This is a genomic window from Halobiforma lacisalsi AJ5 (assembly GCF_000226975.2).
Classification (GTDB): domain Archaea; phylum Halobacteriota; class Halobacteria; order Halobacteriales; family Natrialbaceae; genus Natronobacterium; species Natronobacterium lacisalsi.
This window is the reverse complement of the sequence record NZ_CP019285.1, coordinates 1,840,872-1,865,593: the sequence shown is the minus strand read 5'-3', so window position 1 is coordinate 1,865,593 and position 24,722 is coordinate 1,840,872. Positions and strand designations below refer to the sequence as shown.

Below are 24,722 nucleotides of genomic sequence, written 5' to 3'. Positions count from 1 at the left end.
CATGACTGACGAGTTCACTACCGAGATCTACTACGACGACGACGCGGACGTATCGACGCTCGAGGACGACACCGTTGCCGTGCTGGGCTACGGCAGCCAGGGCCACGCCCACGCGCTGAACCTGGACGACAGCGGCGTGGACGTGGTCGTCGGCCTGCGCGAGGACTCCTCGTCGCGGTCGGCGGCCGAGGCCGACGGCCTCGAGGTGACGACCCCAGCGGAGGCCGTCGCGCAAGCGACCTACGTCTCCGTGCTCGTGCCCGACACGGTCCAGCCGGCGGTCTACGAGAACGCCATCGCGCCGAACCTCGAGGCGGGCGACACGCTGCAATTCGCCCACGGGCTGAACATCCACTACAACCAGATCACCCCGCCCGAGGACGTCGACGTGACGATGATCGCGCCCAAGAGCCCGGGCCACCTCGTCCGGCGCAACTACGAGAACGACGAGGGGACCCCCGGCCTGCTGGCGGTCTACCAGGACACGACGGGCGACGCCCACGAGCGCGCACTCGCTTACGGGAAGGCGATCGGCTGTACCCGCGCCGGCGTCGTCGAGACGACGTTCCGCGAGGAGACCGAGACCGACCTGTTCGGCGAGCAGGCCGTCCTCTGTGGCGGCATCGCCTCGCTGATCAAGACCGGCTACGAGACGCTGGTCGACGCCGGCTACAGCCCGGAGATGGCCTACTTCGAGTGCATGAACGAGATGAAACTCATCGTCGATCTCATGTACGAAGGCGGGCTCGGCGCGATGTGGGACTCCGTCTCCGACACGGCCGAGTACGGCGGGCTGACCCGCGGCGACGACGTCGTCGACGAGGCCGTCCGCGAGAACATGGAGGAGGTCCTCGAGGAGGTCCAGAACGGCGAGTTCACCCGCGAGTGGGTGCTCGAGAACCAGGCGGGCCGGCCGAGCTACAACCAGCTCCGCGAGGCCGAGAAGAGCCACGAGATCGAGGAGGTCGGCGAGCGCCTGCGCGAGCTGTTCGCGTGGGAGGAAGCCGAGGCCGAAACGGAAGACTCCGAAGAGGAGGACGAGGACGAGGACGAGCAGAAAGTCCGGGCCGACGACTGAGCACGGTATCGACGCGCAACCACCACATCACACCACCATCCAACGATGAGCGAACACGACTCCGACCGATCGAACGCGACGCGGAACCGAGAACGGAACACGAACGACACCATGGCGGGCGTGAGCCACACCAACCCCTACACGGGCGAGACCGCCGGCCACCTGTTCAGCCGCGGCCCGATCGTCGCGACCGACGGCGGCGAACCGGCTGCCACGGACCCGAACGGGAACGGTGAGCGGACGAGCGCCGACGCCGAACCGACGTCGAAGACGATGAAAGACGTCGAGCACACACCGCCACACGACGCCGACGACGCCAACGACGTCTTCGAGCGGGGCGGCGAGCACGAGTATGGGTCCGAGTATCCCGACGTAGAGGCCGAGGAATGAGCGAGGGGACGCTGTACGACAAGGTCTGGGATCGACACACGGTCACGACGCTGCCGACCGGCCAGGACCAGCTGTTCGTCGGGCTCCACCTCATTCACGAGGTGACCAGCCCCCAGGCATTCGGCATGCTGCGCGAGCGGGACCTCGAGGTCGCCTACCCCGAACTCACTCACGCGACGGTCGACCACATCGTCCCGACGGCCGACCAGTCCCGCCCCTACGAGGAGGACGCCGCCGAGGAGATGATGGCCGAACTCGAGGAGAACGTCCGCGAGGCGGGCATCGAGTTCTCGGACCCCGATTCGGGCGATCAGGGCATCGTCCACGTCATCGGGCCGGAGCAGGGGCTGACGCAGCCCGGGAAGACGATCGTCTGTGGCGACTCCCACACCTCGACCCACGGCGCGTTCGGCGCGCTCGCGTTCGGGATCGGCACCAGCCAGATCCGGGACGTGCTCGCGACGGGCACCGTCGCCATGGAGAAACAGAAAGTGCGGAAGATCCAGGTCGACGGCGAACTCGGCGAGGGCGTCGAGGCGAAAGACGTCATCCTCGAGATCATCCGTCGCCTGGGTACCGAGGGCGGCGTCGGCTACGTCTACGAGTACGCCGGTTCCGCGATCGAGTCGCTGGGCATGGAAGGACGGATGTCGATCTGCAACATGTCCATCGAGGGCGGGGCCCGCGCGGGCTACGTCAACCCCGACGAGACCACCTACGAGTGGCTCGAGGAGACCGACTACTTCCAGGAGAACCCGGAGAAGTTCGACGAACTCAAACCCTACTGGGAGTCAATTAAGTCGGACGAGGGCGCTGACTACGACGATACTGTTCACATCGACGCGGACGACCTCGAGCCGGTCGTCACCTGGGGGACCACGCCGGGCCAGGGCGTCGGCATCACCGAGGAGATTCCCTCCCCGGAGGACCTGCCCGCGGACAAACAGGACACCGCCCGACGCGCGCAGGAGCACATGCGCGTCGAACCCGGCGAGACGATGGCGGGCTATCCCATAGACGTCGCCTTCCTGGGATCGTGTACGAACGCCCGGCTGCCGGACCTGCGCCGCGCGGCGCGGATCGTCGAGGGCCGCGAGGTCCACGACGACGTCCGCGCGATGGTCGTCCCCGGCAGCCAGCGCGTCCAGCGGGCCGCCGAGGAGGAAGGGCTCAAGGACGTCTTCGAGGCGGCCGGCTTCGAGTGGCGAAACGCCGGCTGTTCGATGTGTCTCGGCATGAACGAGGACCAACTCGAGGGCGACGAGGCCTGTGCCTCCTCCTCGAACCGGAACTTCGTCGGCCGCCAGGGGTCGAAGGACGGTCGGACCGTCCTGATGAACCCGCGGATGGTCGCCGCGGCGGCGCTCGAGGGCGAAGTGACGGACGTTCGCGAACTGCCGGAGACGGAGGTGACGGCATGAGCCGCGAGGACGAACGAAGTGAGTCCTCGAAAAAGGCGAGCGGGGAGGACGGACCCGCGAGCGCCGCCGAGGTTCGGGAGGTTCGAACCGACGGTGGCGACGAGGTCGAGATTCCCGCAGTCGACTACGTCTCGGGATCGGGCGTCCCGATCCGGGGCAACGACATCGACACGGACCAGATCATCCCCGCCCGGTTCATGAAGGTCGTCACCTTCGACGGCCTCGGGGAGTTCGCCTTTTTCGACCAGCGGTTCACCGAGGACGACGACCTCAAGGACCACCCGATGAACGAGGACCGGTTCCAGGACTCCTCGGTGATGGTGGTCAACTCCAACTTCGGCTGTGGCTCCTCGCGCGAGCACGCGCCCCAGGCGCTGATGCGCTGGGGGATCGACGCCCTGATCGGCGAGAGCTTCGCCGAGATCTTCGCGGGCAACTGCCTCGCACTCGGCATCCCGACCGTGACGGCCGACGCCGAGACGATCGAGGAACTCCAGGCGTGGGTCGACGAGAACCCGGATGGCGAGATCGAAATCGACGTCGAAGCCGAGACGGTCACCTACGGGGACCGGACCGTCGACGTCACCGTCGACGACGCCCAGCGCAAGGCCCTCGTCGAGGGCGTCTGGGACACCACGGCGCTGATGAAATCCAACGCGAACGCGGTTCGCGAAACGGCCGCTGAACTGCCCTACGTCGAAGACGCCGCGATCCCCGAAGCCGAGTAGGGCCCGAGTAGGGCCGCTTTCCCGATTCTGTTCTCGAGTTCGACGCGACTCGATGCGACTCCAGCCCCGATGACGAGTTCGCGATTTCGGTGACGACTGAGCGCCGGGAGACAGCGACGATGCACGGACACCGTCCGTTCGGGATACGCGACAGTCTTAACCAGCCTGACTGTCTCGAGTCGCATAATGTCTCGCCTGCCGATCAATTTCCGTCCGATCGGTCTCCGTACGGTCGGACGACGGACGGCCCCAGCGACGATTGCGTTCGTCCTCGTCCTCGTTCTTGCGGTCGCAGTCACGCTCGCGCTCGGCGGCGCACACGCCGCTGCTGCGGCCGGGCCGGCGTCCCCCTCACCCTCCCCCGCCGACGGATCGACGCTCGAGAACGCCGCCGAACCGACCGTCGAGGCGGCGTCCGGCGATGCGACCGCACCGATCGATCCCGCCCTTGCAGAGGCCGACGGGACGGTGCGGGTCGTCGTCGGGTTCGAGCCGTTCGATCCCGAAACCGTTCCCGACGACGTTGTCGCGGCACGACAGGCCCACGCGACGACGGCGCAGGAACCGCTCGAGAGCTACGTAACCGAGACCGATGGCGTCGACCTCGAGCGCGGGTTCTGGATTACGAACGTCGCGGTCGTGACCGTCGACACGGACCGGGCTTCCCTCGAGGACGTGGCGGCGCTCGAGAACGTGACCGCCGTCCGGACCGATGACGCGGTTGCCACGGTCGTGCGTCCGAACGCCGACTCGAGCGGCGACGGCGCGGCGACCGTAACGACCGACGAGGACGAGGACGAGGACGAGGACGCCGCCGGCCTCGATGACATGCGGGTCCCGCGGCTCTGGGACGAGTTCGACACCCGTGGCGACGGAACGACGGTCGCCGTCCTCGACTCCGGGGTCGACGCCGATCACCCGGACCTCGAGATCGACGGCTGGAAGGACTTCGCCGACGATCCATCCCCGAAACCGGTCGACTACGACGGTCACGGGACTCACGTCACGGGTATCGTCGGCGCGGGTGACGGGAGCGGGACCCACCTGGGGGTCGCTCCGGACGTCGAACTCCTCCACGGCGCGGTCATCACGGACTGCGAGGAACGCTGTGTCGGCAAAGAGTCGCGAATTCTCGCCGGGATCGAGTGGGCGATCGAGGAGGACGCCGACGTCGTGACGATGAGCTTCGGCTGGTCGGAGTACCGCCCGAGCGTGATCCGGGCGGTCGAGAACGCCAACGGCGCGGGAACGGTCGTCGTCGCAGGTGCCGGAAACGGCGGCGAAGGGACGTCGATCTCGCCCGCGAACGTCTACGATTCGATCGCCGTCGGCGCGAGCGCGACCCCCGACCGGATCGCCGGCTTTTCGGCGGGCGAGGAGATCGACACCGACGACGCCTGGGGATATCACGCGCCACCGCGGTGGCCCGACTCCTACGTCGTCCCGGACGTCGTCGCGCCCGGCATCGGGATCGAGAGCACGGCTCCCGGCGGCAAGTACGACTCCCGCAGCGGGACCAGCAAGGCCGCGCCCCACGTCGCGGGCACGGTCGCGCTGATACAGTCCGCGACGGACGACGACCTCGCGCCCGCGGAACTCGAGGCCGCGCTCGAGGGGACGGCCCGGAAGCCGGACGGCGAACCGGACGAACCCGACACCCGGTTCGGATCGGGGTTCGTCGACGCGCTCGCGGCGGTCGACGCGGCCGGCGACCACGCCCGCGTTTCCGGGACCGTCGCGGACGCGACCACGGGCGACGCCCTCGAGGGCGCGACCGTCGAACTCGTCGCCGCGGATGGAACGACCGTCGAGACGACTACGGACGCCGAGGGGCGCTTCGAACGGTACGGCCTCGAGCCAGGCGAGTACGAGATCGCGGTCGAGAAGCCCGGATACGAGACTGCGCGGCGGTCGCTCACCCTCGAGGCCGACGAGCGGGCCGACCTCGAGATCGTTCCGACGGGCGCGGGGGAGATCGACGTGCGCATCGCGGACGCCCACTTCGAGACCGGGGTCGGGAACGCGACGGTTCGCGCGAACGGGAGTCGCGGGGAGTATCCGGGCACCCACCTCGAGAACGGCAACGGCACCTACCGGATCGCGGACGTGCCGGCGGGCGAGTCCTACGCGGTCGACCTCCGCGCGGAGGGGTACGAGGACGCGACGCTGACGGTCCCGGTTCCCGAGAGCACGGCCGGGAAGGTGACGACGGTCGAGGAATCCGTGACCCTGCAGGGCGACGCGACCCTCGAGGTGACCGTCGAACGGGAAGACGGTGAACCGATCCCGAACGCCACGGTCGTCCTCGAGCGCGACGGCGCGACGTTCGAACTCGACGAGCGGACCGACGGGGACGGCACGGTGGCGACGCCGGTCCCGGGCACGGGCGACGCCTACACCGTCGAGGCCGCCGCGGACGGGTTCACGACGAACGCCGTCGAGACCGCTCCCCTCGAGGGCGGCGCGAGTGCGTCCGCCACCGTGACGCTCTCCGAGTCATTGCTCGCGGTTCCCGGGTTCGGTTGGGCTACAGCGACGGTCGCGCTCGCGGTCGCGACGGTCGCCCTTCTGGCGAGGGGCCACCTCGGGCGGGAATAGCGCCGCGCGTGCACGCAAAGATGACGCGACCGATACCCTCTTTTCAGCGCCGCGTCGATGGGTGGGTATGACTCACGACATCGCCGTCATCCCGGGTGACGGGATCGGCAAAGAGGTGACGCCCGCGGCCGTCGAGGTACTCGAGGCCCTCGAGATCGACTTCGAGTTCCACGAGGCCGAGGCTGGCGACGCGGTGCAGGCGGAGACCGGCGAGGCGCTGCCGGAGGAAACCTACGACCTCGCGGCGTCGGCCGACGCGACGCTGTTCGGCGCGGCCGGGGACACCGCCGCGGACGTGATCCTCCCGCTGCGGGAGGCCGTCGACTCGTTCGTCAACGTGCGCCCGGCGACGGCGTACCCCGGCGTCGACGCGGTGCGACCCGAGACCGACCTGGTTTTCCTCCGGGAGAACACGGAGGGCGTCTACGCTGGCCACGAGGATCGGTTGAGCGACGACGTGTCGACGCTGACCCGCGTCGTCACGGAGTCGGCCTCGCGACGGCTCGCCGAGTTCGCCTGCGACTTCGTCACGGATCGTGACGCCGACGGGTTCACCGTCGTCCACAAGGCCAACGTCATGCGGGAGACGGACGGCCGTTTCCGGGACGCCGTCGCGGACGTCGCCGACGAATACGGCGTCGAAACCGACGAGGTGCTGATGGACGCCTTCGCGACGCGGGTCTGTCTGGACCCCGATCAGTTCGATGTCGTCGTCTGTCCCAACCTCGCGGGCGACGTGCTCTCGGACCTCGCAGCCGGTCTGGTCGGCGGTCTCGGGCTGTTGCCCTCGGCCAATATCGGGCCCGAGCGTGCACTGTTCGAACCCGTCCACGGTACCGCACCCGACATCGCCGGCGAGGGGGTCGCCAACCCGGCCGCAACCATCCTCTCCGCGGCGATGCTCGTCGAGTACCTCGGCTACGACGAAGAGGGTGCGGCCATCCGCGAGGCCGTCGAGACGACGCTTGAGGACGGTCCCAGAACCCCCGACCTGGGTGGCGACGCCTCGACCGAAGACGTGACGGCGGCGATCGTCGACCGGCTATAGGAGCGGCAGTCGACGAGCGAGGGTGGCGTCTCACCCGGTTCGACGCCGGTCTCACTGGCAGGGGTCGCGCCCGAACGTTATCACCGGTGACGTCGTATCGGCGGCCACGCCATGACTCGAGACGACACCCTCGCCGGCGTCCAGTCGCGGACGATCGAGACCGACCGACTCGAGACGCACGTCCTCGAGTCGGGAGGGGCGAGCGCGGACGGTGACGGAAACGGAAGCGAACCCCGAGACGCCGGCGACGAACCGGTCGTCTTCCTGCACGGCAACGTCTCTTCCTCCCGCTTTTTCGAGGACGTGCTGGCCGACCTGCCGAACCGCTACTACGCCGTCGCACCAGACCTGCGCGGCTACGGCGACACCGAGACGAAACCGGTCGACGCGACGAACGGGCTAGGAGACTTCGAGGCCGACCTGCGGGCGCTGTTGCCGGAACTCGACCTCGAACCCCCGGTGACGCTCGTCGGCTGGTCGAACGGCGGCGGGGTCGCGATGCGGTACGCGATCGACAACCCCGAGGCGGTCCGACGGCTCGTCCTCGTCAACCCGCTGTCGCCGTACGGGTTCGGCGGCACGAAGGATCTCGAGGGGACGCCCTGTTTCGACGACTACGCGGGCTCGGGTGGGGGGATCGGCAACGACGAGTTCGTGGCCGGCCTCGCGGACCGCGACCGCGGGGAGGAAGGCGAGGCCAGCCCGCGGAAGATCCTCCGGACGTACTACGTCGACCCGACCCACGAGTTCGACGAGGAACGCGAGGAGTCGTACCTGACGGGGATGCTCGACACGGCCACCGGTGAGGCGAACTACCCGGGATCGGCCGTTCAGAGCGACAACTGGCCGGGGGTTGCCCCCGGCGAGACGGGCGTGAACAACGCGATCTCGCCGAAGTACTGCGACCTCTCGACGATCACGGAGATCGATCCCGAGGAGAAACCGCCCGTGCTGTGGATCCGCGGCGACTCGGACCAGATCGTCTCCAACGAGTCGCTGTTCGACCTCGGAACGCTCGGTCGGATGGGACAGATCCCCGACTGGCCCGGCGAGGACGTCTTCCCGCCACAGCCGATGGTCGACCAGACCCGCGCGGTCCTCGAGGAGTACGCGGACGCCGGCGGTGAGTTCGAGGAGGTCGTCTTCGACAACACCGGCCACGCTCCGCACGTCGAGGTCCCCACCGAGTTCATGAGCGAACTCGAGGGAAAACTCGAGTGAGGTCGGGCGTCCCCTAGCGTGCAACTCCCTCGACCTGGGGACCTGCTGTGGCTGTTCGAACGTCTTCTTTGTTGAACCTCGTACTACTATATACGCGAATAATATATATTTACATATATTATAAATTTACTAATATAATGTCGGGGACGGTAAACTCGATGCGCGACAGACTCGACGAACGGACGCGCCGAGCATTTCTCGCTGGAGTAGCCGGTACCACAGCCATTGCGCTACCCGGGTGTCTCGGGGGTGAAAACGACGGTGGCGACACCGAGAATGGAGGACATACGGGGTCCACAAACGGTGGAAACGGGTCCGAAACCGTCGAAGTCGGATACGGGGAGTCCCAGACTACCGTCAGCAGCGAAGATTTCCCCGAGGAATTATTCATCTACGCCGTCCAGACCGGCTGGTCGAACTGGGACGCCGTGATGGACGCCTTCGAGAGTGAATACGGGATACCCCTCCACGACGATCAGCGGACTTCCGGCGAGGCTCTCGCGGACATCCGGGCGAACGCAGGCAACCAGGAATACTCGGCGTACAACGGGTTCTATCCCGTCGGCCTCCAGGCGTGGGAGGACGGCTTCACCACGGGATACAAACCCGCCGGATGGGATCGGGTGCCGGACGATTTCAAGACCGATGACGGCCACGTGACGGCGACCCGACAAATGACCGTCGCGATCAACTACCGGAAAGACGTCTACGAGGAACGCGGCCTCGACGAGCCCGAGACCTGGGACGATCTCAAACATCCGGACATCGCGAAGGACCTCGCGATCAACGTTCCCGGTGCAGGAGCAGGGATGAACGCAATGCTGTCGATCAACCACGCCTACGGCGGCGACCTCGACGACCTCGATCCGCTCATCGAGTACCTCGAGGAGCTCGAAGAACACGGTGCGCGCCACCAGCGGAACCTCGACCGACAGTTCACCGCCGGCGAGATATCGACGTACGTCGAGTTCGACTTCGGGGGCCTCTCGACGAAGTACAACGACGACGATATCGACGAAGAAGACGTCGGTGTCGTCATCCCACAGGCCCCCGGTGGCGGCGAGGGGGCGGTCGCCGCACCCTACGGCTACGCGATGCTCGAGGATGCGCCGAACCCCGCTGCCGCGAAGCTATTCATGGACTTCGTCCTCTCGCTCGAGGTTCAGGAGCTGTTCTTCGAGGGATTCGTTCGCCCGATCCGTGCGGACGAACTCGACGCGCCGGACGAATTCCCGCCGGACGAGCAATACGAAGCGGCGACGTTCGAGATCGATCAGGTCGAACTCCTGGAAAAACAGGACGCTATCGTCGAGGAAATCCTCGACCGGAGTCCGCTACCGGGTGTCGAAGCGTAACCCGATGACTCACGCTCTCAATCGTCATTGAAAACTATGCCGCAGGGTACTGTCGATTCACACGCTCCAAACAGAGTGGCCCGTCTTCGGGCGAGCCTTCGACGGTCGGCAGCCGGCGGGCGAGCAGTGCTGTTCCCACGGACTGAAGCCGACCGGGAGCGGCGACGCATCGTCGTTATGTGTCTGCCGTACTTCGTGTTGGCGACGTTCGGCGCGTTCGCTCCGCTCGCGATGCTCGCCAGGATGAGCGTCTCGGAGAGCCAGTTCCGAAACGAGGGATTCAGTCTGGCTGCCTGGAAGGTGCTCGTGACCGACCCGGTCTACCGGGAGATTGCCTGGAACACCCTCTGGTTCGCTGCCGCCGCGACGATTTTCAGTGTCGCTATCGGGGTGGCGATCTCACACGCACTCGAGAAGTATTCCCTGCCGTTCGAGCGCCTGCTCGTCGCACTGATCTCGTTCCCGATCGCGCTGCCGGGGATCGTCGTCGGATTCATGATCGTCGTCCTGCTCGGCCGAACGGGGCTGCTCACGAACGCCGTTGCCTTCTTTACCGGCGGTGACCCGATCGACCTCGCGACGGCGATGAGCGTCGGGGGACTCTTCCTGGGCTACGCATTCTCGCTGATTCCGCGGTCGACGATGGTGCTTCGAGGCACCTTCGCCGAAATCAACGAGGACGCCGAGGAAGCCGCTCGAGCGCTCGGTGCGAGTTCTCTCGTGACGTTTTACCACGTAACGCTGCCGCAGGTGTGGCCGGGAATCGTCGCTGCACTGATTCTGACGTTCCGGACGGCGCTTGCCGTTTTCGGGACGGTACTCGTCCTGCCGGCACTGAACGTCGCCACGCTACGGATCAATCTCGAGATTCACGACCTCGGGTTCAACCTGGCGACCGCGTCAGCGATAGGATTGCTCTACTTCGCGTTCATTTTCGCGTTCACGCTGGTCGGGGTCAAACTGATCGATAACGAGAACCTGAAAATATGACCCGGAAGACCGATACGACCGATCGCCGGACGGATTCGACCTCGAGCGGGGAACAGTTCACCGCAAGAGAACGGAACTGGATCCGCCGGCTCGACGTTAGCTCACATATCGGAACACGAGTCGTCACGCTGGTGCTCGCCGCGACACTCGCGTTCCTGCTGGTCCCGATCGTGCTGACGGTGGTCGCGTCGTTCGCGACGTCGTGGACCGGTGTCCTGCCGCGGGGGTTCGTTACCGTCGACAACTGGCTGACCGTCCTCGGACTCGCAGACGGGGCCGGCGTTCGGCAGGGAGTCATCGGCGGCCTGGTTTTCAGTGCTGGGCTCGCCACTGCTGGAATGGCAATCAACGTCGTTGTCGGCGTGCCGATCGCGTATGCCCTCGTTCGCTACGACTTCTACGCGAAGGACTGGATCAACACCCTTGCGATTCTGCCGATCGTTCCCGGGATCGTCCTCGCCGTCGCCTTCCTTCGGACGTATCCGGAGTACGGCGGTTCGGCGTTTGGACTCATCGTCGGCTACGCGCTATTGAAATCGCCGTACATGGTGCTGACCGTTCAGAGTTCGTTCCAGTCGATGAACCTCCAGCGGATCGAGGAAAGCGCCCGCTCGCTGGGTGCGTCCTGGCCGCGAACGTTCTCGACGGTGGTCGTCCCGAACGCGAAAGACGGCATCGTCGCCGGCTCGATTATCACCTGGACGCTCGCTGCGGCGGAGTTCAACTTCACCTACATGGTACACGCCCGGGGCCCACAGCCGTTCTCACTGTTCCTGTTCGAAAACATCACCCGATCGCCGGTGCTTCAGGGTGCCGCGGCAGTTTCGGTCTACTTCCTGATCGTCTCGGCAGTGATCGTCCTCCTCCAGGTGCTCGGCAAGGCCGGCTTTACGACGGTCGAACGATGACTCGGTTTGACTCGTCACACTTTCGACCCTCGAACGGTCCCCGTATGGTTCACTTTGACAACCACCAACAGTACAGTCTCCCCTCGTCAGGTCACAACCCTGGTGAGGACGAGCGAACGCCGTTCCCGACTACTGGCGACTAACTGACAACCCATGGCAGACGTCACACTCGAGTCGATCACGAAACGCTACGGTGAGGAACTGGCAGTCGACGGCATCGACCTGAGCGTCGAAGATGGCGAAATCCTCGGGATCATCGGCCCCTCGGGCTGTGGAAAGACGACCACGCTCCGTACCGTCGCGGGCTTCGAAACGCCGACCGACGGCCGTATCCTGTTCGATGGAGAGAACGTCACGCACGTCCCGCCCGAGAATCGGAACGTCGGGCTGGTCTTCCAGTCTTACGCGCTGTTCGACACCAAGACTGTCCTCGAGAACGTCACCTTCGGGCTCAAGATGCAAGGCGTCGGACGGAAACGCAGGCGAGAACGTGCTCACGAATTGCTCGATCTCGTCGGTATCGCGGATCACGCGGACAAAAACCCACGGCACCTCTCGGGGGGACAGCAACAACGGGTCGGTCTTGCACGCGCTCTCGCCATCGAACCCCGCATTCTGCTGCTGGACGAACCGATGACGGGGCTCGACGCAAAACTCAAGGAACGGCTCCAGCAGGAGATCGGCTCGCTGCTCGAGGAAGTAGGCGTCACTGCCCTGTACGTGACCCACGACCAGGAAGAGGCGATGGTCATGTGCGATCGGCTCGCCGTGTTAAACGACGGAACGGTCGAACAGATCGGCACACCGACCGAGATCTACGAACAGCCGGCCAACCGGTTCGTCGCCGACTTCGTCGGTACCTCGAACGCGCTATCCGTGTCCGTTGAAGGAGGTCGCATCGATTTCGGGTTCGCGACGGTCGACTGTAACGGCCAGTCCGACGTAAGCGAGGGAACGGCGATAATCCGCCCGGAAGATTTCACCCTCACGGCCGACGGCTCGATCGAGGCGACCGTCCGTGATCGCTTCTACCTCGGCGAAGACGTCCGGGTCAGGGCGGAACTTCCGAACGGCGAACTCGTTACGGTCGGTCTCGACCGCGGCATCGACGGCGTCGGGGTCGGCGATTCGATCCGACTGGACCTCGAGGGCGAACGCGTTCACGTCCTCTAGACCACACGGAATCTCGATACCGTCGTCCTCAGACGATCTCGAGGTCCTCGCGGTCCGCGCCGGCGAGTTCGACCAGCGCGTCGGCCTCGAGCGGGTGGCAGTCGCCGGGAACGACGAGCAGATGCAGCGGGTCGCCGAACTCCCGATCGGCGAGTTCGGTCATCGTGCCGGCCTCGACGAGCGGATCGGGGCTGCCCGCGCGGGCGACGACGACGCCGACCATGTCGGGGTACTCCTCGGCGAGCAGGTCCGCGCCGACGTCGGCAGTCATGTACTCGTCGTCCTCGGTGAGTTCGTGGCCGACCTTGATATCGAGGTAGACCACCGTATGGAGGCCGTCCTCGCGGTTCGCCTCGAGCGTGTCCGTGACGCTCCCGGGGAGGCCGTCGGCCCCGTGGGCGTACGGGAAGGGGAGCGTCGTCGCCTTGCCGAACCGGTAGTTCTGTAACCCCGTGAGCGAACTGGCGGCCGTCTGGGCGGTGATCCCGTGAATGACGCGGGTCTCGATCCCGCGGTCGCGGGCCCGCAGGCGAAGATCGACGTGCGTCGTCGAGATCATCGTATCGCCCGCCGTGAGGAAGGCGACGTCCTCGCTCGCGGCCGCCTCGAGCATGTCGTCGGGCTCCTGCTCGACGCCCGCGCGGTCCCGGACCTCGATTTCGACGCCGTGGTGGGCCTCGAGGTCCTCGATCGTCGTGCCGATCAGCTCGCTGGTGTAGAACTCGGCGTAGACGCGGTCTGCGTTTCGCAGCGCCTCCCGGCCCTCGACGGTGATCGATCGCTCGTCGTAGAGGCCGAGGCCGATGAACGTGAGCATACCGGTGACTGGGGGCCGCGGTACTTCAGGTGACGGATTCGGTCCGTCGCCGGCCGGTCAAAACGAGATGTGGGAGGTCGAGTCCGGCCCGTCGTTCCCGTCTTCGCCGTCCTCGTCGGTCCCGCCCCCGCCCTCGCGGAGGTAATCGAAGTCGTCGTCGGTCAGGTAGACCGTCCCGTCCTCGACCTCGACGTCGACGGAGGGCAGCGTCGTGTCCGCTGCAGGGCCGTTGTCGCAGTCGCCCGAACAGGTATCGAACATCGAGCCGTGGCGGGGACAGATGAGTTCGCCGTTCCGGATCGGCGCGCCCCGCCCGATGTCGAACGGCTGTGCCTCGTGGGTACAGCGGTTAATCCAGGCCGCCACGCCGTCCTCGCAGGGGACCAGAATGACCTCCTCGTCTTCGCCGTTCCGATCGCGCGCCGTGAACAGCCACGACCCCTCCTCGTGGACCGTCTCCACCGACGTGAGTCGCATCCGAGCGCCCATAGCGGTAGCTTCCGCTCGAGGCAAGAAAACGTTCCGCCGAGGGGTTCTCTCGGGTCGGGACCGCGGTGTGTAGCGAACCCGACGAAGGGAATCGGCCGAAACGTCACCGTTACGGCGTCCCGCCGGCGACTACGGGTATGGAAGTCCCGTGCGTCCGCGTGCCCCGCAAGGAGGGCGAGGAGACGCGTCACCGGCTCGCCGAGGAGGACCTGATCGACGACGACTACGAGATCGATGTCGAGGACGTCTCGCTGTACATTCCGGTCACCGATCCGGAAGCGGTCGACGACGACCTCGAGATCGTTGCCCGTCCGGTCGAGGAACGTGACGATCAGGTCATGCCCGCCGACCTCCTCGAGTTCGATCCATCCTACGAGCGTCTGGGGAAAGCCGTCCTGCTGGACGAGGACGACCCCGACCGCGCCGAGGTGATCGCGGACGCCGTCCTCGAGTCCGACCTGCCGGTCGAGACGGTGGTGAACAAGGCCTCGAAGGTCAAAGGCGAGACCCGCGTCCGGGACTGGGAGCTGCTGGCCGGCGAGGACACCGAAGTCGTCCACCGCGAGTACGGTTGCGAGTTCGTCCTCGACCTCGCGGAGGTCTACTTCTCGCCGCGGCTGGCGACGGAACGGCACCGCGTCGTCGAGCAAGTCGTCGCGGGCGAGCACGCGTTCGACATGTTCGCCGGCGTCGGCCCCTTCGTCGTGCCGTTCGCGAAACGCGGCGCGGAGGTCGTCGGCGTCGACGTCAACCCCGACGCGATCGAGTACTTAGAGGAGAACGCGCGGCGCAACGGGGTCGCGGACCGCGTGACCGCGATCAACGGCGACGTCCGCGAGGTGGCCGCCGACGGGGAGTACGAGTACGCGGACTGGGCCGACCGGATCGTCATGAACCTCCCCCACAGCGCCGACGAGTTCCTTGAGTCGGCAGTCCGGCTCGCGGGCGACGAGTGCGTCCTCCACTACTACGACATCCAGCACGAGGACGACCCCTTCGGCCCGGGCGAGCGAGCGATCCGCGAGGCCGCCGGGCCGGAGTACGACGTGACCGTCGAAACCCGGCATACGGTCCGTTCGTACGCGCCACACGAACTGAACGTCTGTCTGGACGTGCGACTCGAGCGGTAGTCGCCGCCCACGTAACGACGTCCCACGACGGATTCGATTCGCAACCCTTATTGCCCGTATCGGTCCTACGAATGAGTGCACGCGCCGGTGTAGCTCAGACTGGCAGAGCGAATCCTTCGTAAGGATTAGGTCGAGGGTTCAAATCCCTCCACCGGCTTCGATCACATTCCTTTCAATCCCACAGCTCAAGAGCAGGGACCCCGTCGCTTGCTGTGGGTTTCCACAATCCTCGAATACTGCTAAGAGTCATCACGAACCTATTTCGCAATGGACGACGGGTGTCGCGGCTGGATGTGGGACGCCCTGGTCGGCGGCGATGGCTACAGGTCTCACTCGAGTCAGGTTTTCGGGATACGACGTTTTGCGAGCGGACGTTTCATTCGAACGACATCGCGCGCATAGAGTACAACAGGCACCCGACTCCGAACAGCCACACGCGCAGCTGTGTTTCGACTGCACGACCGCCAGTGCTGGCGGTGAGATCACCTCGCGTCGTCGCAATCTTCCATTCGCAGGGGATGGTCGGCGTGATGGGGCGTCGAACACAAACAGTTCGGGGAACGGAACACTGCTCACTGCTGGAGTGACGCGGACGGTGGACAATGGTCAGGCCATCGGGAGTGAGTCTGCGAAAGAGATGTTGCCAATGGTAGCAAGGAACTTCTGAACCTGAATACGCTGATAGTGTTTTACGTTCGCTGCGACGGATAGTCCACCCAAGAGAGGGTAGAGGATGGAAGAAGCGACCCACGAAGACGTCAAGCAAGCGATCCAGCAACTCGAGCGGGAGAAAGAAAGCGAAGAGACGGGCTTCGATTACGCTGACGATATCATCGTTGCGGACGGGTAGTGACTCCGACCGCGAATAGCCGATCGAACCCATAGCCGAGGGAGATAACCACAGGGCCCGCTTGGTGGCCTTCCGATGACCGGGGCAACGTAGTCCTGCTCGAGGAGCAAGCCGAGAGAGTCACCGTTCGTCACTCGTCCCCGCGACGGTTGGCCTCTCTTGACTATTCGGAGTTGCAAGGGGTGTTTAAGCTACTTCCGTTCCACTCTCCAGTTGTCATGTCGACATCCAACCACCGCCGAATCGACATCGACCTCGAGAGCGACCTCGAGATGGACGTTCCCCCGGGGGAGCCAGCCCGAGCGAGTCTGGAACTCGCGTACGAGAAGGACGGCGGCCGAACGGTCACGCTCGAGCACGGCGAAGACGAGTGGATCCTCGAGTTCGACGAGAACGGTCGGTGTGTCGATCGTGACCCGCCTGCCCGTCAGATGCCCGGCTGGGTGTCGGAAGCCGTCGAACTGGTCAAAGGCGAGCTTCGGTGACCACGATCTCATTCCTCGACGTTCGCGATAGCCTCGAGTTCACCCGCGTCGAGTGTTTCGTCGAGGAGTGCTCTCCGCTGTCGGTGATCTCGAGTCGCTCGTACACGCTCGAGGACCCGGTATTCGCCGTTGCTCGAGTCGACTCAGGAAAGGGGTGCCCGTAATGGAGTGGGTGATCGGGAAGTGTGGTGGTGGACGGGCACGTGATGGCAGGGAGTCACGTAGCGGACGGCATCAATCGCGAAACGAGTGATACCCCCAATCCCTGCCTGTTCGGCAATTGCTCTGCCGTTGTAGTAAGTTTATTGGCCATCTGAGGCCGTTCGCGACGACTGTCGACGGTGAATCGCGGCTGAACCGTACGCTCGAGTACCGTCGCGTGTTCGGAAGGAAAGCCGCCGGCCGAATCCGGCGGCCGGTTGAACGATCTCGAACGTCGTCACAGGGTGACGAGGAACCCGTGGTGGGCGTGTGACGGGTGTGGGCAGGGGTGGTCACGTCACGTGTCGGACGGATCGGTCGCGCTGACTGAACCCCCAATCTCCCTGCCGGTTGTTGGTTGGAACCATCCGGTGGTAAAGCTACTGGCCAACGTCTACGAACGCGTCCGGGGAATCACCGTGCGTGGCGTTTGTGGCTCGAAAAATCGGACCGACACAGTGGTCGACCGCGAACCGACGGTTTACTCGTCGTCCATGAGGGTGACCACGGGGCAGTCGGCGTTCAACAGCACCTGCTGTGTCGTGTTTCCGAACAGCGCTTTGCCCGTCGGCGAGAGTCGGCGACCGCCGATGACCAGATACCGGGGCTCGAGCGAGTCCGCCCGGGAGAGGATACTTTCGGTAACGTCCCCGACGCGTCCCTCCGGCTGGATCCTGTCGAGGTCGACGTCGTCGACGCTCTCGAGGACGATCTTCCTCGCGAACTCCTTGGCGCTGTCTTCCTCCTGGCTGATAGAGAGATCCTGCATACCGGGAATTCCCTCCAGTGACGCTTTGTGTGCGCTATATTCCTCGTTCGGGATCGCGTGGAACGGGACGAGCGTGTCGTCGTAGGCCGCAGCGAGGTCGTAGGCGGTTTCGGCGACGTCTTTCGCGCGTTCGCTTTCGTCTACAGCAGCAAGTATTACCATATCGAGATACTGTCTTGCCTCCTACAAGTAGCTGTACCCTGTTCTCGTCGCCCTGGAAGCGACCGGAAGCGTGATCGGACGAGTACGGGCGGTCGCAGGGCTGAGACATGGCAGCGCCGCTCTCGAACGACCGGAGCGACCCTGGAAAAGAGGTAGCCGTCGGGCAACGCGCCACCTACCAGGGTCGGTGTTCAGTTGGTACTCCGGACACATAAACTGTCGCTGGACAGTGTGCAAGCCAGTCAAAGGTGTGGGGACGGATCACGGGCTGACGCGGCGCGATCGGCCCTCGAGTCCGGCTGTCGACTCCCGTAGCCGCGCTGGACGTACCTGCGTTCCCGCTCGAGAACGCGGGAGAAACGATGCCAGCGGTAGCTGGTAGGGGGGTGGTGATGGTGATGGTGATGGTGTGGTGGTTACGCTACCGCCAGCAGCCGTATATCCCCGTCCGTCAGGATAAGTCGGTGGACGGGGGCAAACGACGGATCCGACGCTTCGAGGTCGAAGGCCGACAGGCGACCGATGTCGGCGACTCCCGGCAAGCGCCAGCCAGTTCCTTTTCCGCCGGGTCAGGGAACTCACCCCCATGAGCGGTAACGATTCAGGTCGCGAGCGGGACCGGGACCGAGACCGAGCACAGGACAGTGCCGAGCAGCGGAAATCGGCCCGTGCCGAACAGACCGAATCGATCCTCGAGGAGGTCGAGTCCCACCTCGGCGAACTCGAGTATCCGATCACCAGCGAGGAGATCGCCGCCGAGTACGGCAACGAGCCGATCGACATGCCGAACGAGACGGAGTCGCTGGGCAGCGTCTTCGACCGGCTCGTCGGCGAACAGTACGACTCGCCCGAAGAGGTGCGAGAGGCAGTCTACGGCGAGATCACGGGCGAGGCCGGCGACCGCCACGAGGCGAACCCCGAACGCGATCTCGGAGAACTCGACGAGGAAAAGCAGGGGTCGCTGGGCGAGAGCGGCAGCAGTACGTACTGACCGTTCGAACGAAGGGCGGTTTCCGCCCTCGAGTCCGTATTCCCCCCTCGAGCGGACGGGCCACAACCGCTCGCGGGCGGGCGGACAGTGATAGCAGAACCGATTTACGTTCCCATCGTCTTCGTTCGCGTATGGATTACGAATCGAGTCTCGACCGAGCGATGGAAGACGTCCCCGACATCGGGGGCGACGAACAGCGGTTACAGATCCCGGACGCCGAGGTCCAGAAGGACGGTGCGTTTACCCGGTTCAAGAACGTCGACGATATCGCCGACGTCCTTTCGCGTGAGACGGAGCACGTCCACCGGTTCATCCAGCGCGAACTCGGGACCAGCGGCAAACTCGACGACGGCCGTGCCCGGTACAACGGGACCTTCTCCCAGCAGGACTTCGATGCCGCCGTCGACGCCTACGTCGACGAGTACGTCCTGTGTTCGGAGTGTGGCCTCCCGGACACCCGCCTCGTCCGCGAGGACCGTACTCCGATGCTGCGCTGTGATGCCTGTGGGGCCTTCCGCCCGGTCACGAAACGCTCGACGAGCAGCGGGCAGGAACAGCAGGCAGAAGCCGTCGAAGAGGGCGAAACGTACACCGTCGAGATCACCGGCACCGGCCGCAAGGGCGACGGCGTCGCCGAGAAAGGCGAGTACACGATCTTCGTCCCCGGCGCGGAGGAGGGGGACGTGGTCGACATCTACATCAAGAACATCTCGGGCAACCTGGCGTTCGCGCGCCTGGACTGATCGGCCGAAGACGGACGGCGCCCCGCGCCGTCGATCGGATCGCGGGTCCGGAATCGCGATCACGGCTCGGTTCCTTTTTTCTCCACGGGTCGACCGCCGATCCGCGACCGGCGACTCCCGGGACCGCCGCCGACTCACTGACCCCGCTCGTACGACGGCAGTTCGACCGCCGGGAGACAGACGATCTTTCGTCGGACACGTTCGTACCGAGAGATTACGCCCTCCTCTTCCAGATCCGAGAGGAGTCGACCGATCGTCGACGGCGACCAGCCGTAGGTCTCGACGAACCGCCGCTGAGGTACCCAGCCGTCGTTCGCCTCGAGGACGAGGCGAACGTACTCGGCCGGCGAGAGGCCGTACTCGAGGATTTCGCCGCGGCTGGTGGGAGCGCTCTCGGGGTCGAGCACGGCAGCGGTCCTGGCCGGGGCTTCGGCGTCGTCGGTAGAATCGTCGGAGTTCGGGTCAGGGTCGAGGTCCGTATTGGTCTCATCCGAGGATTCGGCCGTGTCGGTCCGAGTGTCGTCGGTCCACCCACCAGCATCGAGATAGTCCCCGAGACCGAGCCGTTTCACTAGCCGCTCGAGGACGGACGCGACTCCCACGGAACGGGGCAACCTCGGTCGCAGTACGGTCGAGCGGGCGGGGAGCGGTAGTCGATCGAACATACGGGGTTCCTCCGGTGGAGTCCGGAAAGGGCTATGCACAACTCCGTCCAAAGGGGGCGAAGATCCGGCGGTCGCGAACGGATCGAGAACCGGCAGCGCCCGGCACCCTCCTGAACGCTTTTGGTGCCCGTCCGTCCTCGTTACTCGTATGTCTACACAGCTTCCGGCCGAGGAGTTCCGAACGCGCCTCGCCGCAGTCCGCGACCGACTCGTCGAGACCGATGCCGCCGCCGACGCGGGCGTCTGGTTCGGCGCGACGAGCATCGAGTATCTCACCGGCTTCGACCACATCCAGACCGAACGGCCCGTCGTCCTTGCGGTCACCGACGGGCGAGTCGAGATCACGGTCCCGCGGCTCGAGGTCGAGCGGGTCGAGCCGAACCCGCGGATCGACGCCGTCCACCACTACCGGGACTACCCCGGCGGCGAGCCGATCCGGACTGCAGTCGGGATGCTCGAGGACCTCGGCGCGGAAAGCGTCGCGGCCGACGCCGACGGCGCACCGGGGACGATGGGCTACCAGGGGCCGGCGCTGTCGGAGTTCTTCGAGGTCGAGACTCAGAACTGGGTGAGCCGGATGCGCTGGGAGAAGTCCGACGCCGAACTCGACCTGATCCGCGAGTCCGCCAAGTGGGCGAACCTCGGACACCGCTATCTCGCGGACCACACCGAACCCGGGGCTCACCCGGCGACGGTGAGCCAGCGTGCGTCGATGGAGGCCTCGCGGGCGATGCTCGACACCCTGGGAGACCAGTACGTCGCGCGCACCCGTGGCGACGGGCCGGTCCACGCGGGCTACATCACGGGCGAGCAAACCCGACTCCCGCACGGCCACACCGCGAACCGGCGACTCGAGGAGGGCGACGTCCTCGTGACGGGCGCGAGCGCGAACGTCGACGGCTACTACTCCGAACTCGAGCGCACGATGTTCGTCGGCGAGCCGAGCGACGAGCAGGTCCACTACTTCGAACTCATGAAGGAAGCCCAGGAGATCGCGATCGACGAACTCGGGCCGGGCGTGCCGATCGCGGCCGTCGACCGGGCAGTCGAGGCGTACTTCGAGGAACAGGGCGTCGCCGACCTCGCCCAGCACCACGTCGGACACAACATCGGCATGGGCGGCCACGAGCCGCCGTACATCGACGAGGGCTGGGGCGACCACTGCGAGAGCGAACACACGGAGTACGACGAGGAGGACGCCCTGATGCAACCCGGTCACGTCTGGACGATCGAACCGGGCATCTACACGGAGACCTACGGCTACCGCCACTCCGATACGATCGCCGTCACCGAGGACGGGATCGAGTGGCTCACCTACTATCCGCGCGACCTCGAGTCGAACGTCGTTCGCCTCGAGTAACGCGAATCGACCCTCGCAGTTCGCCGGCGGCGGACCGGGGCGAACCGCGAACCTAAAGTTCAGTTGCGCTAGTCACACGTACGTGGCAGTTTCGTTCGATCTCTTCGGCACGCTCGTGTCCGCCGACACTCCCGACGATCCCGCCGCGACCGTCGCCGACGCCCTGGCGGACCGCGGCGTCGACGTCCCGGACGACTGGAGCGACGCCTACCGCGAACCCCACGTCGACGCGCCCGAGGGTGCCGAGGTGCCGCTGCACGCCCACGTCGCCCGCGCGCTCGCGAGCCGCGGTGTTCACCCTTCCGGCAACGTCCCGCGGCGGGCGGTCGTCTCGGCGTTCGACCCCGCCGTCGAAACCCGGGACGGCGCGCGGGAGGCTCTCGAGGCCGCCCGGGAGCACGGCCCCGTCGCCCTCTGTTCGAACTGCAGCGTGCCAGAACTCGTCGGCCGGACGCTCGTGAGGTCCGACTTCTCGCGCGACGACTTCGACGCCGTCGTCTCGAGCGTCGCCTGTGGCTGGCGCAAACCGTCTCCGGAGATCTTCGAGCAGACGGCGGACGAACTCGGCGTCGCCCCCGAGGAATTGATCCACGTCGGCGACGACCCGCGAACCGACGGCGGGATCGAGGGAGTCGGCGGCCGGGCGATCGTCCTGGAGGAGACGCCGCTCGCGGCGGTTCCCGACCGACTCGCGGAGCTGCTCGAGGATGACTCGAGCGGGGGGGCGGGGTGACGCGGCCGTGACGGTGACGACGGTCGTGGTCGCGTTCGCGCTCGCGTTCGTCCTCGATCCGCTGGTCGGGGAGCCGCCGACCGCCGCCCATCCGGTCGCCTGGTTCGGGAAGCTCGTGGGTGCGCTCGACCGGGAGTGGACCGACTCGCCGACCGGCCAGCGACTGGTCGGCGTCGGGATCGCGCTATTCGCGCCGCTGGTTCCCGCGGCCGTCGCCGCCGGTGTCGTCCTGGGGGCGAGCTACCTCCACCCGCTCGCCGGCGCGGCCGTCGCCGGCCTCGTCCTCTTTACCGCGACCAGCCTGCGCTCGCTGCTCGAGTTGACCGGGGAAGTCCTCGCGGCCACGGAGGGCGGGGCCGAGGCCGAGGGTGACCTCGATACCGCGCGGGAACGCGTTCGCGGACTGGTCGGCCGGGACACGTCGGCGCTCTCGCCGGCGGAACTCCGGAGCGCCGCGGTCGAGAGCGCCGCGGAGAACCTCTCCGACGGCCTGATCGCGACCCTGCTCCCCTTCGCCGTCCTCGCGCCGCTGTCGCTGCCCGCGGCGGCCGCGGCAGCCGCGTGGGTCAAGGGCGTCAACACGCTCGACTCGATGCTCGGCTACCCGTCGAAGCCGATCGGCACGGCGAGCGCCCGCCTCGACGACCTCGTCATGTGGGTCCCGGCCCGGGTTACCGCGGCCGCGATCGCCGTCGCCGGGGCCGACCCGCTCGCCGTCGCTCGCGCTCGAGCGGACGCCCGCCGGCCGGCCTCGCCCAACTCCGGGTGGCCGATGGCAACCCTCGCTCACGTCCTCGAGGTTCGGCTGCGAAAACGCGACGCGTACGACCTGCACGCCGAGGCCGATCTGCCGACGCTCGAGGACGGCCGGCGGGCCGTCGCGCTCGTCCGGCGGGCAGCGCTCGTCGCGGTGGTGGTCGCCGTCGCCCTCGCCATCGCCCTCGCCGTCGCGGTCGGTGTGGCGCTCGTGGCCGGCCTGGAGCCGGGAGCGTCGCTGCCGGAGGTGGGTCGCCCATGATCCGGCGCTGGACCGGCGCGATCCGGGGCGCGATAGGCTTTCTGACGCGCCTGCCGGTCTCCCACCGGGACGGGGACTGGGAGGCCTTCCGGACGACGCCCGCAGCCTTCCCCGTCGTCGGCCTCGCGGCCGGCGTGCTCGCGGCAGTCCCCCTGCTCGCCGCCGGATGGCTCGCCGGACCGACCGTCGCGCTTGGTTACCTGCTTGCCGTCTACGCCGTAACGGGGGTCCACCACCTCGACGGCGTTGCGGACCTGGGCGACGCCGCGGTCGTCCACGGCGGCCTCGAGCGCCGCTGCGAGGTGCTGAAAGACACGACGACCGGCGTCGGGGCCGCTCTCGCCGTTGCGCTGGTCGTCGTCGCGCTCGGCCTCGGCGCGCTCGGCCTCGCGGACCTCCCGACGACGGCCGCCGTCGGCGTCGCGATCGGCGCCGAGGTCGGCACGAAACTCGGGATGGCCGCGATGGCCTGTTTCGGCGCGGCGAGCTACGAGGGGATGGGCCGGCAGTTCACGGACGGCTCGAGTCCCAGTGCGTTCGTCCTTCCGGCGGGCGTCGTCCTCGCGGCCGCGGCGCTTAGCTGGCCGCGGCCCGGCGCGATCGCCGTCCCCGCCGCGGTCGCCGGCATCGCTCTCCCCTGGTACTGGGCGAACCGGAACCTGGGGGGTATCAACGGCGACATCTTCGGCGCGGCCAACGAAATCGGACGCGTCGCCGGCGTCCACGCGGGGGTGATCGCGTGGACGCTCTTGTGATGTGTGGTGGGAAGGGGAGCCGCCTCGAGAGCCGCCACGAGAAGCCTCTGCACCCGATCGCGGGGGACCCGATGATCGACCGCGTCGTCGCCGCGCTGGCCGAAAGCGAGATCGAGACGATCCACGCCGCGGTCTCGCCGAACGCCCCCGGGACGCGGGCCCACCTCGAGGACGACGATTGCGTCCGGACGGTAGAGACGCCCGGCGACGGCTACGTCGCGGACCTCCTCGCGGCCCTCGAGGCGCCAGTCATCTCGCCACCGATACTGTCGGTCGCGGCCGACCTGCCGCTGCTCGCGCCCGAGGTCGTCGATCGCGTCCTCGCGGTCCACGAGGGTGACGGCTCGCTGACGGTCTCCGTGCCCGTAGCGCTCAAGCGCCGGCTCGGCGTCGGCGTCGATTCGCGACTCGAGGCGGCTCCCCACCTCGCGCCGACCGGAGCCAACGTGGTCGGCGATGCCGATTCGGACTCGAACTCGACTTCGAACCCGAACACGAACACGAATTCGAACACGAATTCCAACCAGAACGATACCATGCACGTCAGCTACGACCCCCGACTCGCGGTCAACGTGAACCGGCTCGAAGACGCCCGCGTCGCCGAATCCCTCCTCGAGGAGGGGTTCGACCGGGAGGTGTGCTGA

General features: G+C 66.6%; 25 protein-coding genes and 1 tRNA gene. 22 read left to right on the top strand and 4 right to left on the bottom strand.

Translation table 11 applies throughout. The annotated features are described in order from the left end of the window. Position 1: 1 nt before the first annotated feature. The 11 genes from ilvC (at position 2) to CHINAEXTREME_RS08855 (ending at position 12,910) form a co-directional block, all read left to right on the top strand. Entirely contained in the window at positions 2 to 1,078 is a 1,077-nt protein-coding gene (ilvC, locus tag CHINAEXTREME_RS08910; RefSeq protein WP_007143187.1) for a ketol-acid reductoisomerase, read from the top strand. Between the two features lie 45 nt (positions 1,079 to 1,123). Continuing rightward, entirely contained in the window at positions 1,124 to 1,468 is a 345-nt protein-coding gene (locus CHINAEXTREME_RS08905; protein WP_007143186.1) for a hypothetical protein, read from the top strand. After that, positions 1,465 to 2,889: a 3-isopropylmalate dehydratase large subunit gene (gene leuC, locus CHINAEXTREME_RS08900; protein ID WP_007143185.1), complete on the top strand. Its 1,425-nt coding sequence runs from the start codon at positions 1,465 to 1,467 to the stop codon at positions 2,887 to 2,889. Before CHINAEXTREME_RS08905 ends, leuC begins: the two co-directional genes overlap by 4 nt. Further along, a complete protein-coding gene (leuD, locus tag CHINAEXTREME_RS08895; RefSeq protein ID WP_007143184.1) occupies positions 2,886 to 3,617 on the top strand; it encodes a 3-isopropylmalate dehydratase small subunit in 732 nt (243 codons plus the stop codon). The genes leuC and leuD overlap by 4 nt, the downstream gene beginning before the upstream one ends. A gap of 186 nt (positions 3,618 to 3,803) precedes the next feature. Further along, complete coding sequence (locus CHINAEXTREME_RS08885; protein WP_007143183.1) at positions 3,804 to 6,215, top strand: S8 family serine peptidase; 2,412 nt, start codon at positions 3,804 to 3,806, stop codon at positions 6,213 to 6,215. A gap of 67 nt (positions 6,216 to 6,282) precedes the next feature. Then, positions 6,283 to 7,263 carry a 3-isopropylmalate dehydrogenase gene (gene leuB / locus CHINAEXTREME_RS08880; protein ID WP_007143182.1) on the top strand — a complete coding sequence of 327 codons (981 nt, stop codon included), beginning with the start codon at positions 6,283 to 6,285 and terminating at the stop codon, positions 7,261 to 7,263. Positions 7,264 to 7,374: 111 nt separating this feature from the next. Beyond that, positions 7,375 to 8,484 (top strand): alpha/beta hydrolase, encoded by a 1,110-nt coding sequence (locus CHINAEXTREME_RS08875; RefSeq protein WP_007143181.1) that lies wholly within the window; start codon positions 7,375 to 7,377, stop codon positions 8,482 to 8,484. A 158-nt stretch (positions 8,485 to 8,642) separates the two neighbouring features. Further along, a complete protein-coding gene (locus tag CHINAEXTREME_RS08870) occupies positions 8,643 to 9,839 on the top strand; it encodes an extracellular solute-binding protein (RefSeq protein WP_010546570.1) in 1,197 nt (398 codons plus the stop codon). 126 nt (positions 9,840 to 9,965) lie between these two features. After that, complete coding sequence (locus CHINAEXTREME_RS08865; protein WP_007143179.1) at positions 9,966 to 10,829, top strand: ABC transporter permease; 864 nt, start codon at positions 9,966 to 9,968, stop codon at positions 10,827 to 10,829. After that, on the top strand, positions 10,826 to 11,737 hold the full coding sequence (locus tag CHINAEXTREME_RS08860; RefSeq protein WP_007143178.1) for an ABC transporter permease: 912 nt from the start codon (positions 10,826 to 10,828) through the stop codon (positions 11,735 to 11,737). The genes CHINAEXTREME_RS08865 and CHINAEXTREME_RS08860 overlap by 4 nt, the downstream gene beginning before the upstream one ends. A 153-nt stretch (positions 11,738 to 11,890) precedes the next feature. Then, entirely contained in the window at positions 11,891 to 12,910 is a 1,020-nt protein-coding gene (locus CHINAEXTREME_RS08855; protein WP_007143177.1) for an ABC transporter ATP-binding protein, read from the top strand. Between the two features lie 28 nt (positions 12,911 to 12,938). Here CHINAEXTREME_RS08855 and dph5 read toward each other — a convergent pair whose 3' ends face one another. Together dph5 and CHINAEXTREME_RS08845 are read right to left on the bottom strand one after the other, a co-directional pair. Continuing rightward, positions 12,939 to 13,727: a diphthine synthase gene (gene dph5 / locus CHINAEXTREME_RS08850; protein WP_007143176.1), complete on the bottom strand. Its 789-nt coding sequence runs from the start codon at positions 13,725 to 13,727 to the stop codon at positions 12,939 to 12,941. Positions 13,728 to 13,784: 57 nt separating this feature from the next. Then, on the bottom strand, positions 13,785 to 14,216 hold the full coding sequence (locus CHINAEXTREME_RS08845; RefSeq protein ID WP_007143175.1) for a Rieske (2Fe-2S) protein: 432 nt from the start codon (positions 14,214 to 14,216) through the stop codon (positions 13,785 to 13,787). Between the two features lie 137 nt (positions 14,217 to 14,353). On the opposite strand from CHINAEXTREME_RS08845, the gene CHINAEXTREME_RS08840 reads away from it, so the two are divergent. The 4 genes from CHINAEXTREME_RS08840 (at position 14,354) to CHINAEXTREME_RS21430 (ending at position 16,845) form a co-directional block, all read left to right on the top strand. Beyond that, complete coding sequence (locus tag CHINAEXTREME_RS08840) at positions 14,354 to 15,346, top strand: class I SAM-dependent methyltransferase (protein ID WP_007143174.1); 993 nt, start codon at positions 14,354 to 14,356, stop codon at positions 15,344 to 15,346. Positions 15,347 to 15,429: 83 nt separating this feature from the next. Further along, a tRNA-Thr gene (locus CHINAEXTREME_RS08835) sits at positions 15,430 to 15,503 on the top strand. A 911-nt stretch (positions 15,504 to 16,414) separates the two neighbouring features. Continuing rightward, positions 16,415 to 16,681 (top strand): hypothetical protein, encoded by a 267-nt coding sequence (locus tag CHINAEXTREME_RS08830; RefSeq protein ID WP_007143173.1) that lies wholly within the window; start codon positions 16,415 to 16,417, stop codon positions 16,679 to 16,681. Beyond that, a complete protein-coding gene (locus tag CHINAEXTREME_RS21430) occupies positions 16,678 to 16,845 on the top strand; it encodes a hypothetical protein (RefSeq protein WP_156875538.1) in 168 nt (55 codons plus the stop codon). The genes CHINAEXTREME_RS08830 and CHINAEXTREME_RS21430 overlap by 4 nt, the downstream gene beginning before the upstream one ends. 518 nt (positions 16,846 to 17,363) lie before the next feature. On the opposite strand, the gene CHINAEXTREME_RS08825 is transcribed toward CHINAEXTREME_RS21430, so the two are convergent. Further along, positions 17,364 to 17,813: a universal stress protein gene (locus tag CHINAEXTREME_RS08825; protein ID WP_007143172.1), complete on the bottom strand. Its 450-nt coding sequence runs from the start codon at positions 17,811 to 17,813 to the stop codon at positions 17,364 to 17,366. Positions 17,814 to 18,399: 586 nt separating this feature from the next. Here CHINAEXTREME_RS08825 and CHINAEXTREME_RS08820 point away from each other — a divergent pair. Continuing rightward, positions 18,400 to 18,804, top strand: a complete 405-nt coding sequence (locus tag CHINAEXTREME_RS08820; RefSeq protein ID WP_007143171.1) for a DUF5789 family protein — start codon at positions 18,400 to 18,402, stop codon at positions 18,802 to 18,804. A gap of 131 nt (positions 18,805 to 18,935) precedes the next feature. After that, entirely contained in the window at positions 18,936 to 19,547 is a 612-nt protein-coding gene (locus CHINAEXTREME_RS08815; protein WP_007143170.1) for a translation initiation factor IF-2 subunit beta, read from the top strand. Positions 19,548 to 19,681: 134 nt separating this feature from the next. Here CHINAEXTREME_RS08815 and CHINAEXTREME_RS08810 read toward each other — a convergent pair whose 3' ends face one another. After that, positions 19,682 to 20,149: a helix-turn-helix transcriptional regulator gene (locus CHINAEXTREME_RS08810; RefSeq protein WP_238593379.1), complete on the bottom strand. Its 468-nt coding sequence runs from the start codon at positions 20,147 to 20,149 to the stop codon at positions 19,682 to 19,684. Between the two features lie 211 nt (positions 20,150 to 20,360). Here CHINAEXTREME_RS08810 and CHINAEXTREME_RS08805 point away from each other — a divergent pair, with 211 nt between their 5' ends. The 5 genes from CHINAEXTREME_RS08805 (at position 20,361) to CHINAEXTREME_RS08785 (ending at position 24,722) form a co-directional block, all read left to right on the top strand. Continuing rightward, complete coding sequence (locus tag CHINAEXTREME_RS08805; RefSeq protein WP_007143168.1) at positions 20,361 to 21,572, top strand: M24 family metallopeptidase; 1,212 nt, start codon at positions 20,361 to 20,363, stop codon at positions 21,570 to 21,572. A gap of 82 nt (positions 21,573 to 21,654) precedes the next feature. Further along, positions 21,655 to 22,305: an HAD family hydrolase gene (locus CHINAEXTREME_RS08800; RefSeq protein ID WP_007143167.1), complete on the top strand. Its 651-nt coding sequence runs from the start codon at positions 21,655 to 21,657 to the stop codon at positions 22,303 to 22,305. Continuing rightward, complete coding sequence (gene cbiB, locus CHINAEXTREME_RS08795; protein ID WP_007143166.1) at positions 22,280 to 23,323, top strand: adenosylcobinamide-phosphate synthase CbiB; 1,044 nt, start codon at positions 22,280 to 22,282, stop codon at positions 23,321 to 23,323. Before CHINAEXTREME_RS08800 ends, cbiB begins: the two co-directional genes overlap by 26 nt. Then, positions 23,320 to 24,078, top strand: a complete 759-nt coding sequence (gene cobS / locus CHINAEXTREME_RS08790) for an adenosylcobinamide-GDP ribazoletransferase (RefSeq protein WP_007143165.1) — start codon at positions 23,320 to 23,322, stop codon at positions 24,076 to 24,078. The genes cbiB and cobS overlap by 4 nt, the downstream gene beginning before the upstream one ends. Continuing rightward, complete coding sequence (locus tag CHINAEXTREME_RS08785; RefSeq protein WP_007143164.1) at positions 24,078 to 24,722, top strand: GTP--adenosylcobinamide-phosphateguanylyl transferase; 645 nt, start codon at positions 24,078 to 24,080, stop codon at positions 24,720 to 24,722. The genes cobS and CHINAEXTREME_RS08785 overlap by 1 nt, the downstream gene beginning before the upstream one ends.